Here is a 12,500-nt window from a genome sequence, read left to right as displayed (position 1 = left end):
CCACGTATCCCTTTTCTTCACAATTTGTCATTACTTGTCTTCTACTGACCATTCATAAATTGGGTTAGTACCTTTCAGTGACACTTCAAAGTTTTTCACTCTACTGTTCACTGCAGTCACATCTTCTAACTCTACAATTGGAATGACCGGCACATCTTCAGCCATGATTTTTTGCCATTCTAAATATTTTTCTTTACGTTTTTCATTGTCGTCGCCCACTACTTTTGTATCAACCGCTTCTTCTAAAATCTTGTCTGCTTTTGGATTGTTGTAACGTGATTCATTCCAAAGTGCCGTAGATTTGTACAATTCTGACGGATCAGGGTCTGACCCTTGTTGCCACGTTCTGAAATACACTTCCATATCTTTAGAAGCCTTTTCTAAATCACTGCTATACTTACCGAATTCTTCCATTTCAACTTTCGTTTTGAGTCCCACTTTTTCCCAGTAACCTTTGAGTGCTGCTGTACGTGGTTCAAATGTTGGGTTAGAGCCTGCATAATGCTTAAGATTTACTACAAATGGTTTACCTTGAGGATCTTCACGGAAACCATCACCGTCTTTATCTTTATAACCTGCTTCATCCAATAGTTTTTTCGCTTTATCAACATCATAAGTGTATTCTTTAACGTCTCCTTCTTTCGCACCACTCCAATGTGCAGAAGGAATTAAACCGTTAAGCGGCTTACCGTAACCATAATAAAATGCGTCGATCCATTCTTTTCGATTAATTGCATAGGCCATGGCTTGACGTAACTTTTTATCTTGATATTTCGGTCTTTCTTTACCAATTTTTTGTGCCTTTTTATCGTAATCATTTAAGACAAATCCGACGATGGCGTAAGATGTTGACGGTGCTTGTAATAATTTCAAGTTTTTACTGCCACTGTCTTTAATTTCTTTCGCGATTGGTGCTGTGATTGTTGCCATATCAATATCGCCGTTTTCTAGCGCTTGTGTCATCGATGTTTGTTCCACAACACGTAAATTGATATTGTTGATATTCGGTTCGCCGCGCCAGTAATCTTTGTTTTTAACAAGTTCAACCGATTCGCCATCAACAATACGCTTCACTTTGTATGGTCCAATACCAATTGGATTTTTACGTACAGCGTCTGATTTCGCCATATCTTTAACTGGAATATCTTTAAATACTTTTTCGCTAATTGGCGCAGATGTCCACAATTCTAATAAATTATTCGCTTTATGCGCTTTAAATGTGATTTCTGCAGTATAATCATCAATTTTCTTGATACCACTAATACTGTCCGCTTCACCGTTACGTTTTTCTTCCGCACCTTGAATGACCGCGACACCACTATAACGCGGACCATCATAATCAGGATCAGCTAACGTTTCCAATGTAAAAATCCAGTCATTGATTGTAAATGGATTGCCGTCTTGCCATTTAATCCCTTTTTTAACTTTAAACGTATATTTCAAGTCATCATTTTTGTCTTTTTCCCATGACAAAATTTTAGGTTTCACTTTCAAATCATCACCTACATCAATGAGTGAGTCATTAAAAAAATCAATCACACTAGAGTCGCCTGTACTCCCTGAAAAAATAGATTGGAAGTTCCCCTCAGGCGGTTCAGCTATCCCCACTGTTAAGGTGCCGCCTTTCGCATCGCTTTTGCCGGTTTTATTCGACGTATTCGATTCCTCATTTCCATTTTTTCCACATGCTGAAAGTACAACGACAACAATTAATGATAAAAACCATAAATACCGATAAGCTTTTTTCATCCCATTTCCTCCCTAATTGTTAAATGTTTAAAAACTCCTTTCTCCTATTATTGTATTTTTTCAAATTTTTTGTCAATAAAATTTTTCAAAAATCTAAAATTTTCAAACATTTTATATTGAAAAATTTCAATCGAATACCTGACGGAGATAAGATGAATCATCACATTAAACAAAAAAATAAGAGCCCAAATATGTTAAAAACACATTTGAACTCTTAATTTTTAGTTATCATGACTTAACGTTTCGATTTTGGATTGAGTGCGTCTTTCAATCCTTCACCGATAAAGTTAATACTTAAAATCGTAATCGTAATAATGAGCGCTGGTGGCATCCAGATCCACGGCTTGCTTCTTAAAATGTCGCCTTCTTGTGCATCTGTTAACATGTTCCCCCAAGTTGGGACTTCTTTACTAATCCCAAATCCAAGGAAACTGAGACCCGCTTCGGCAACGATTTGAACTGCGAATACGAGTGTCGCTTGTACAATAATGACACTTAAAATATTTGGCAATAAATGTTTCAATAATATTTTATATACCGGTGTCCCAATCGATTGTGCGGCTAAAAAGTATTCATTTTCTTTTTCCTGCATGACCTTACCTCGGACGATACGCGCGATGCCGACCCATGACAGTAAGACGAGCACCGTACCTAAAACAATCGCTGAGCCGTATTGACTTTCAATATCGTGACTGAATGTTGCATTTAATACGACTGCAAATGGAATAAACGGGAACAACATAACGAATTCCGTAATACGCATTAAGATTGTATCGACTAATCCGCCATAATAGCCTGAAATCATGCCGACGACGATACCAATCAACATTAAGCCAATCGACGTGAACAATCCAAATGTGAGTGACACGCGACCAGAATATAATATACGACTGAAAATATCGCGACCGCCCGAGTCTGTCCCTAACCAATGTTCAGGTGACATATCGCCCTTGATTAACACTAAATTTTGAACGTTTGGATCATGAGGCGCAATGAATGGTGCCAAAAACGAAATGATCACAATCACGCCGAGTACGATTGTCGCAGCCATTGCGGATTTGTTTTTCATAAATTTCTTGCGCGCAATTTGTAACGGTGATTTACTCTTTTTAAATTGTGTATTTTCCATAATGGCCCCTCCTAGTTACTCTTAATTCTTGGGTCTACAATACTGTACGTAATATCCGAAATGAGATTCGCGAGTAACCCTAAGAATGAAAAGAAGAGTAGTAATGCCATCATTAACGGATAGTCCTTACCCATAATGGAATCAATGAGTAGCTTACCGATACCAGGGAATGAAAAAATGCTTTCTGTAATGACTGCACCGCCGAATACCGATAATACGTCTGCACCGAAAAAAGTCACGATTGGAATGATAGAATTTCGTAAAATGTGCTTATTATAAATTTTAGATTCAGATAATCCTTTAGCACGTGCTGTACGAATGTAATCTTTACGCGCATTTTCGATAATATCGTTACGTAAAAATTGAATATAACCTGCTGTCGAAAGTAAGCCTAGCACCGTACCAGGTAAAATCACGTGATACAATTTGCTGACATAATATTCAAATGTACCCGGTTCAAGCCCTATTTCCACTGAGCCTGAAAACGGGAAAATGCCAAATTGGAAAGCAAAGACGTAAATCGCAAATACACCCGCAACGAACGACGGAATCGCTAGCATTAAATAATTGAGCAGCTGAATACTATAATCATACAAACTATACGGCTTTCTCCCCGCGAGAATCCCAAGTGGAAAAGCGAGTAAATACGTAATAATCAAGCTCACTGTACCTAATAAAACCGTGTTCGGCATCCGTTCTTCAATCAAATCCATCACTGGACGTTTATAACGGATGGATTCTCCTAACTCACCGTGAAGCACACGACCGCCCCACTTCATATACTGCATTGGAATCGGATCGTTCAAACCGAGTTTTTCACGTTGCTCTTCATAATATTTTGCCCCAAGTTTTGGGTCCATATTGCCTGTAAAAGCATCACCAGGTTGCAATTTCGCAATCGTAAAAATCACGACAGACATTAATAACAACATCGGTATCATCAGTAAAAAACGACGAATGATTAATGTGATCATAGTTTCACCTCTCCCTCTTCAAGTAATAAGCATGATGCATAATGTTCTTTGCCAACCTCAATCGCTTGTGGTTTTTGTTGTGCACAGCGCGCCTCAGCGACCGGACAACGCGTATGGAATGGACACCCCACTGGTGGGTTACTCGGAGATGGCAAGTCGCCCTCCAATAAAATTCGTTTCTTGCGCTGTGTCGGATTAATATCTGGAATCGCTGAAATAAGTGATTGTGTATACGGATGTTGTGGATTTTCATAAATCGCATCAGCAGGCCCTTGTTCTAAAATGTGCCCCAAATACATCACACAAATATAGTCACTCACATGTTTCACAACGCTCAAATCATGCGCAATAAATAAGTAACTTAACCCCATTTCTTCTTGTAACTCGTCCATAATATTCAACACTTGTGATTGGACGGATACATCTAACGCACTGACCGGTTCATCCGCAATGATGAGTTTCGGTTTGAGCGCTAATGCACGCGCAATCCCAACACGTTGACGTTGACCACCTGAAAACTCATGCGCATATTTATAGTAATCGCGTTCGTTCAAACCGACACGCTTCAATAAGTCTTTCACTTCATCTTCAATGTCTTTTTGCTTTTTGTTGTAATAATTACGAATCGGCTCTCCGACTATGTCACCAATCATTTGCATTGGGTTAAGTGACGCATACGGATCTTGGAACACCATTTGAAAACCTTTACGTGCTTCTCGTAACGCTTTGCCTTTTAATTTCGTTAAATCTTGCCCACAAAATAAAATCTCGCCCTCTGTCGCTTTTTGTAAGCATAAAATTGTACGTCCTGCTGAGGATTTGCCACAACCTGATTCACCTACAAGGCCAACTGTTTGTCCTTTTTTGATTTTAAAGGAAATATTATCCACCGCTTTCACTTCGCCTACTTTTCTTTGGAAGACCCCTGCCTTAATCGGATAATATTGTTTTAAATTTTTCACTTCTAACACATATGATTCACTCATGACTCGTTCGCCTCCTTCAATGCCGTATCTTGTGTGTATAAATGGCATTTCACTTCATGTTCCCGCTCGAATTGATAAGGTTCAATATCTTTCAACGTACAAATCGTCATCGCATGTGGACAGCGATTCGCAAAACGACAGCCGACTTTCGGCAGCTCATCTAAACTCGGTACTGAACCACGAATCGTCTCTAATTTCTCTTGTTTCACATCAAGGCGTGGAATGGCTTTTAACAGTAATTGTGTGTAAGGATGCTTCGGTTGACTGAAAATATCTTCAACACTTGCAGTCTCAACCACTTCACCCGCATACATAACAGCGACATGGTCACAAATTTCGGAAATCACTCCTAAATCGTGTGAAATAAAAATGACGCTCATTTGGGTATCTTCTTGAATCCGTTTCAACAAGTCGAGAATTTGTGCTTGAACAGTGACATCAAGTGCAGTCGTTGGTTCGTCAGCAATCAACAATTGAGGTGAACATGAAATCGCCATCGCTATCATGACACGTTGGCGCATTCCACCTGACAATTGATGTGGATATTCGTCAACCACTTTTTCAGCTCGTGGAATACCGACTTGTTTTAATAGAGAGATTGCTTTCGCTTTTGCGTCACCTTTTGACAATTTCAAATGAAGCATCAACATTTCCATCAGTTGATTACCAATCGTAAACACTGGATTGAGCGATGTCATTGGCTCTTGGAAAATCATTCCAATCTCTTTTCCTCTCATTTGATTCATTTGTTCTACGTCGTACTGATCAATACGTTTGCCTTCGTAAATCACTTCGCCAGATGCAATATTTGAAATTTTTTCTGGCAATAATTTTAATATCGACAGGCTGAGTACGGATTTCCCTGACCCTGACTCACCTACAATGCCCATCACTTCACCTTTATTCACCGTTAAATCAACATTGGAAATCGCTGCGTAATGCTGTCCTTCAATATCAAACGTTGTTGTTAAATGATTGATTTCTAATAATTTGCTCGTTTTCATAAGCGCCCCCCTCTTCAAGTTCACCCGTTCTGGATCTCCACTTACCTTACACTTTTATATGTAAATTAAGAAAAAGGGAAGAGACAGTGCGTCATCATTCCCTTTCTCCATTATATGTGCTATTATTTTTTATCTTCAACTGACCATTGATAAATTGGGTTTGCACCTTTCAATGATACTTCATAGTTTTTCACTTTGTTGCTAACAGCTATCGTGCTAATTGATTCAAATATCGGTATTACCGGTACATCATCAGCCATAATTTTTTGCCATTCAATATATTTCTTACGGCGTTTATCGTTATCATCGCCTACAATTTTGCTATCTACGGCTTCGTCTAACAATTTGTCAGCTTTCGGATTGTTGTAACGTGATTCATTCCATAATGCTGTAGATCTGTATAAATCTGATGGATCAGGGTCTGAACCTTGTTGCCAACTACGGAAGTAAACTTCAATATCTTTCGACGCATTTTCTAAATCTTCTCCATATTTTCCGAACTCTTCCATTTCAACTTTCGTTTTAAGACCGACTTTTTCCCAATAACCTTTAAGTGCTGCTGTACGTGGTTCGAATGTTGGATTCGTACCTGAATAATGTTTTAATGTTACTACAAATGGTTTACCTTTCGGGTCTTCACGGAAACCATCGCCGTCTTTATCTTTATAACCTGCTTCGTCTAATAACTTTTTCGCTTTTTCGACATTATAGTCATATTCTTTTACTTCACCTTTTTTCGCACCGCTCCAATGTTCAGAAGGAATTAAACCGTACAGTGGTTTCGCATAACCATAGAAGAAAGCGTCAATCCATTCTTTACGGTTGATTGCGTATGCCATCGCTTGACGTAAGCGTTTGTCTTGATATTTAGGACGTGGTGCACCAATTTTTTCAGCTTTTTTATCGTAATCATTTAATATGAAACCAATAATTCCATAAACTGTTGATGGTGCTTCTAAAATTTTCACATTTTCAGCTTTATCGTCTTTAATCTCTTTAGCAATTGCTCCAGTAACATCAGCTATATCGACTTCACCTTTTTCAAGCGCTTGTGCTAATGCTGTTTGTTCAATCACACGTAAATTCACTTTATCGATGTTTGGTTCACCTTGCCAGTAGTCTTTGTTTTTCACAAGCTCTACAGATTCACCATCGACAATGTTTTTCACGATAAATGGTCCGATACCGATCGGATGTTTACGTACCGCATCAGATTTTGCCATATCTTTCACTGGAATGTCTTTGAAGATTTTTTCACTCACGACTGATGACGTCCATAACACCATTAAGTTGTTCGCTTTCTCTTCTTTAAAAGTCAATTCAGCTGTATAATCATCAATCTTTTTAAGACCACTAATTGTTTTCGCTTCACCTTTATGTTTTTCTTCTGCCCCTTTAATGACTGCTGCACCACTATATCGTGGACCAGTGTATTCAGGGTCCGCAATTGTTTCTAAAGTGAAAATCCAGTCATTAATTGTGAACGGATTACCATCTTGCCATTTAATACCTTTTTTCACTTTAAACGTATACTTTAAGTCGTCATCTTTACTTTTTTCCCAAGATAAAATTTTCGGCTTTAGATTCAAGTGATCATCCAATTCTACGAGACCATCATTAAAATACCCTACTACATCAGAATCTGTTACCGAACTAGCAAAAATTTCTTGAAAGTTCCCTTCTGGTGCTGAAGCAACACCTACATTTAAAGTACCGCCTTTCGCATTACTTTTTTCGGTTTTGCTGCTATCATTACTCGAAGTTTGTGAGTTATTTTTTCCACATGCCGATAAAACAAGAGTGACACACAACAATAATATCCATGCATAACGCCAAGTTTTCTTCATTCATGTTCCTCCTTCAGTTAAATTCTCATTTACTTAATTATTATATTTTTCCGAATACTTTGTCAACAACTAAATTTACTAACAAACTTAGTTTTACATAAAATTAGAATTACAAGTGTATTTTTTATTTTTGTTGTCGGAACATCTTGTATCTTTTTTAAGGAAGAACTGGCAGTATTAGGAAAATCACTTAGATATGACGACAAGGTAAAAGACATAAAAAAAGATACGTGATAAGACTTTTATTTTTTAAGTCTCCGCACGTATCTTGTCATATTGATTGATGTGTCTGTCGTTACTTTATAGAGATGACAGTGCTGTTGCAATTGCTGTGTCACCTGTCAGCACTTGGAATTCTTTACCACGATGATCCGCATTTGTAGCCACTTCATACAAGACTGCAGCGACATCTTCGCGTGGAATTTGGCGTACATCTGGTTGTTCAAACAATTCAGCAACGTTCACTTTTCCTGTTCCTTGATCATTTGTCAATGCACCCGGATGCACAATAGTCGCGGTTAATCGGCTATGTCTTAAATAGTCATCTGCGTAATGTTTCGCAATCGTATATGGCTTTAAGTCACCGCTTGCGTCAAATGCTTCGCGACGAGAGTCATACGTAGACACCATAATGAAGTGCTCAATGTTAGCCGCTTCACTTGCTTTAATCGCTTTGACTGCACCATCTAAATCTACAATAATCGTTTGATCTGCACCTGTGCTACCACCAGAGCCGACTGAAAAAATGACTTGATCATAAGATCGAAAGGCGTCTGTTAAATCGTCAATCGTTGCCGTTTCTAAATCAATCAATGTTGCAGAAATACCTTGTGATGCTAACGCTTGCTGTTGTTCCTCTTTTCTCACAGCCGCAGTAAAATCTTCACCTTGTGCATGCATTTGTTTCACAAGATGTTGTCCTACGCCACCGTTAGCACCTAAAATTAATGTTCGTGTCATTCGACATCCTCCTCTTTCTATTTCATACGTGATTAATAGTTGTATTTCCCTTTATCCCACTTTCAAAACACCATATAGTTGTTTGCCACACTTTAACTACCGCCATTTTCACTTTGAATCGCTGCTTAAAGACTCGATGCAATGTCATTGATGTCCACAACTTCTTATGTTTCTATCTTTAGTCACTTTCTATCGACCCATCCACAAAAAGAATGCAAAGTGATGCGCATTGATTATGGAGCAGTACTACGAAATCTTTGTTATACATGAGATTTCTGTACTGCTCCCGAAAATCCAATTCAACTTCTATCATATGTAGACTTCAAACAAGACGAATTGAGTTGAAGTATCAGCCACTCGGAAAGCGAGCGATAGTTATGCAATCAATATTAGGGGAGATTACATAGAAACGAACACAAAGAAGCTGAGACACAACATCACATTGCATCCCAGCCATCTCTTCAATATCATTTAAAGTCAAAAAGTTGATTCATAGGCAAAATAAAATCATGTCATTCTTACAAAACCAATATTTAGCGTACAGGCGTAAGAGGAGTCACGCCTGTAAAATTCACATATCCGTATGCACGTTCTACATCTTCATCTGTCGGGGGTTCAACATCATTCAACGCATACGGTACACCTAAGGCCTCCCATTTATGCACACCGAGTTGATGATAAGGTAAAATTTCAAATTTCTCAACATTGCCAAGTGGGTTGATAAATGTGCCAAGTGCTTTCAAGTCTTCGGGGGCGTCGGTGAGACCTGGTACGAGCACATGACGAATCCATATCGGTTGGCCTTTATCTGATAAATATTGAATATATTTGAGTATATGAGTATTGGGTTTTCCAGTTAATTGTTGATGCTTTTCATTATCAATATGCTTAATGTCGACCATCAATAAGTCTGTATGTGCTAACACTTGATCGAAATGTTTCTTAAAAGCTTCCGTATCGTTTGCACAGCCAAGTGAGGTATCGATACACGTATGAATCCCTTGTGCGTGAAGCTTTTCAAACAATGCTTCGATAAACGGCATTTGCAAGAGAGGCTCGCCACCACTGATGGTTACGCCCCCTCCTGATGCCTGAAAGTATGGGAGGTACGGTGTGATTTCAGTCACAAGTTCATCTGGTGTTGCTGATCGAGATGGCTCATTAATCTTCCATGTGTCTGGATTATGACAATATAAGCATCGTAATAAGCAACCTTGTGTAAAGATAATGTAGCGTAAGCCTGGGCCATCGACTGTACCTAAGCTTTCTATTGAATGAATGTGTCCTGTAATCATTGTACTCCCCCATTTACGTTCTCTTAAAATCTGTCACAATCAGTGTGACACCTATTGCATAGTCGTTACATAGTTTCGTGGAATGTACGAGAAATAACGTCTAATTGTTGTTCGCGTGTTAATTTAATGAAGTTTACAGCATATCCAGAAACACGCACTGTTAATTGTGGATATTCTTCTGGGTGTTCCATTGCATCAAGTAATGTTTCTCTGTTAAAGACATTGATGTTCAAGTGATGACCATGTTGTAATGCGTAGCCATCTAAAATGCTCACTAAGTTTTGTTCTTGTGTTGCTTCTTCTTTACCTAATGATTTAGGTACGATACTGAATGTGTTAGAAATACCGTCTTTACAGCAATCATAAGGTAATTTTGACACTGATGATAATGAAGCTAGTGCACCATGATCATCTCTGCCGTGCATAGGGTTCGCACCTGGCGCAAATGGTTCGCCTGCTTTACGTCCATCTGGTGTGTTACCTGTTTTCTTACCGTAAACAACATTTGACGTGATTGTCAATACACTCATCGTATGTTCAGAGTCACGGTATGTTTGATGTTTGCGTAGTTTTCTCATAAAGCTTTCAACTAATTGCACTGCGATATCATCTACACGTGGATCGTTGTTACCATATTTTGGATAGTCGCCTGTTGTTTCAAAGTCAACTACGAGACCATTTTCATCGCGAATTGTGCGAACTTGACCGTATTTAATGGCAGAAAGTGAGTCCGCTGCAACTGATAAGCCTGCAATACCTGTCGCCATCGTACGGTGCACATCTGTATCATGCAGTGCCATTTCGATACGTTCGTAGCTGTATTTATCATGCATATAGTGAATGATATTTAATGAGTTGACGTAAACGCCTGCTAACCATTCCATCATTTCATCAAATTGGCGGTACACTTCATCATAATCTAAAATTTCAGATTGAATTGGTGCGAAGTTTGGTGCAACTTGAGCACCTGATTTTTCATCTTTACCACCATTAATCGCATACAATAATGTCTTCGCTAAATTGGCACGTGCACCGAAGAATTGCATTTGTTTACCGATACGCATAGCAGATACACAACATGCAATACCGTAATCGTCACCGTAGCTTTCACGCATTAAATCATCATTTTCGTACTGAATTGAGCTTGTTTTAATACTCATTTTCGTACAGTAGCGTTTGAAGTTTTCAGGTAAACGAGTTGACCATAATACTGTCAAGTTTGGTTCTGGTGCTGGTCCTAAGTTGTCGAGTGAATGTAAGAAACGGAATGAGTTTTTCGTTACCATTGGGCGGCCGTCAATACCGACACCACCGATAGATTCCGTTACCCAAGTCGGATCACCTGAGAATAATGCATTGTAATCAGGTGTACGCGCAAATTTCACTAAACGTAATTTCATGATGAAGTGGTCAATGATTTCTTGTACTTCAGTTTCAGTCATCGTACCTGCTTCTAAGTCACGTTCAGCATAAATATCAAGGAAAGTTGAAGTACGTCCTAAACTCATTGCTGCACCGTTTTGTTCTTTAATCGCTGCAAGGTAAGCAAGGTAGAGCCATTGCACCGCTTCTTTAAAGTTTTCAGCTGGGCGACTTAAATCAAATCCGTAACGTTCACCGAGTTGTTTTAATTCGTTTAATGAACGATATTGCTCTGACACTTCTTCGCGTAAACGAATCACGTCTTCAGTCATTGTTGATGATAAGTCATTGAAGTCTTTTTGCTTTTCTGCCATTAAGAAATCAATACCGTATAATGCGACACGCCGATAGTCCCCAATAATACGGCCACGTCCATAAGCATCTGGTAAACCTGTAATAATCCCTGCTTTACGACAAGCTAACATTTCTTTTGAATACGCATCGAATACACCTTGGTTATGTGTTTTACGATACTCTGTAAAAATGTGTTCTGTTTCTTTATCTAATTCATAACCGTACGCTTCACATGCTGCTTTTGCCATACGGATACCGCCAAATGGTTGCATCGAACGTTTGAATGGTTTGTCTGTTTGCACACCGACAATTTGTTCTAATGATTCATCCAAGTAACCTGCATCATGGGATAAGATTGTTGATGGCACTTTTGTATCCATATCCCAAATACCACCACGTTCACGCTCTTCTTTTGATAATGCCATTACTTGATCCCACAATTTCTTTGTTGCTTCAGTTGAACCGGCTAAGAAACTGTCGTCTCCTTGATAACCTGTAAAGTTCAATTGTATAAATTCACGGACGTCTACATTGCGTATCCAACGTCCAGTTTTAAAACCTTCCCATGCATTATGTTTTACTTGAGTGTCTTTAATCATGCGCTTACCTCCAATTAGGTTTGTTCATCATTTCACAATAAGTATAACAACAATTGTGAATATAATCACTTAAAATTGGAAGCGTTTTATAAAATGTCAAGATTTCGCTTTATTTTGTATAATAATTTGTCACAATCTATAAAAATTTTAAAAAGAACTTTTTTATTGCGTAACTATTTTTATACATTTTTAGATAACTTGATTGGTCAATATAAAGGCGTGAATAACTGTGCTTTCTGCG

9 protein-coding genes are annotated in these 12,500 nt (G+C 38.6%); all 9 read right to left on the bottom strand.

Annotation, left to right across the window (positions count from 1 at the left end; translation table 11 throughout):
• Positions 1-30: 30 nt before the first annotated feature.
• Positions 31-1,749, bottom strand: coding sequence for an oligopeptide ABC transporter substrate-binding protein (gene opp4A / locus GZH82_RS02765; RefSeq protein ID WP_162681208.1), 1,719 nt, complete (start codon positions 1,747-1,749; stop codon positions 31-33).
• 235 nt (positions 1,750-1,984) lie between these two features.
• Complete coding sequence (opp4C, locus tag GZH82_RS02760; protein WP_162681207.1) at positions 1,985-2,878, bottom strand: oligopeptide ABC transporter permease; 894 nt, start codon at positions 2,876-2,878, stop codon at positions 1,985-1,987.
• A gap of 11 nt (positions 2,879-2,889) precedes the next feature.
• Positions 2,890-3,852 (bottom strand): oligopeptide ABC transporter permease, encoded by a 963-nt coding sequence (opp4B, locus tag GZH82_RS02755; protein WP_162681206.1) that lies wholly within the window; start codon positions 3,850-3,852, stop codon positions 2,890-2,892.
• Entirely contained in the window at positions 3,849-4,838 is a 990-nt protein-coding gene (locus GZH82_RS02750; RefSeq protein WP_162681205.1) for an ABC transporter ATP-binding protein, read from the bottom strand. Before GZH82_RS02750 ends, opp4B begins: the two co-directional genes overlap by 4 nt.
• Complete coding sequence (locus tag GZH82_RS02745; RefSeq protein WP_162681204.1) at positions 4,835-5,842, bottom strand: ABC transporter ATP-binding protein; 1,008 nt, start codon at positions 5,840-5,842, stop codon at positions 4,835-4,837. The genes GZH82_RS02750 and GZH82_RS02745 overlap by 4 nt, the downstream gene beginning before the upstream one ends.
• A gap of 122 nt (positions 5,843-5,964) precedes the next feature.
• Positions 5,965-7,689 carry an oligopeptide ABC transporter substrate-binding protein gene (opp4A, locus tag GZH82_RS02740; protein WP_162681203.1) on the bottom strand — a complete coding sequence of 575 codons (1,725 nt, stop codon included), beginning with the start codon at positions 7,687-7,689 and terminating at the stop codon, positions 5,965-5,967.
• Positions 7,690-7,989: 300 nt separating this feature from the next.
• Positions 7,990-8,649, bottom strand: coding sequence for an SDR family oxidoreductase (locus GZH82_RS02735; RefSeq protein WP_162681202.1), 660 nt, complete (start codon positions 8,647-8,649; stop codon positions 7,990-7,992).
• Positions 8,650-9,182: 533 nt separating this feature from the next.
• Entirely contained in the window at positions 9,183-9,944 is a 762-nt protein-coding gene (pflA, locus tag GZH82_RS02730) for a pyruvate formate-lyase-activating protein (protein WP_162681201.1), read from the bottom strand.
• Positions 9,945-10,009: 65 nt separating this feature from the next.
• The gene (gene pflB / locus GZH82_RS02725; protein WP_162681200.1) at positions 10,010-12,259 is read right to left on the bottom strand and encodes a formate C-acetyltransferase; all 2,250 of its coding nucleotides are present in this window, start codon (positions 12,257-12,259) and stop codon (positions 10,010-10,012) included.
• Between the last annotated feature and the right edge of the window lie 241 nt (positions 12,260-12,500).

Source organism: Staphylococcus sp. MI 10-1553 (assembly GCF_010365305.1).
GTDB lineage: Bacteria > Bacillota > Bacilli > Staphylococcales > Staphylococcaceae > Staphylococcus.
This window is presented reverse-complemented; position numbering and strand designations above follow the sequence as displayed.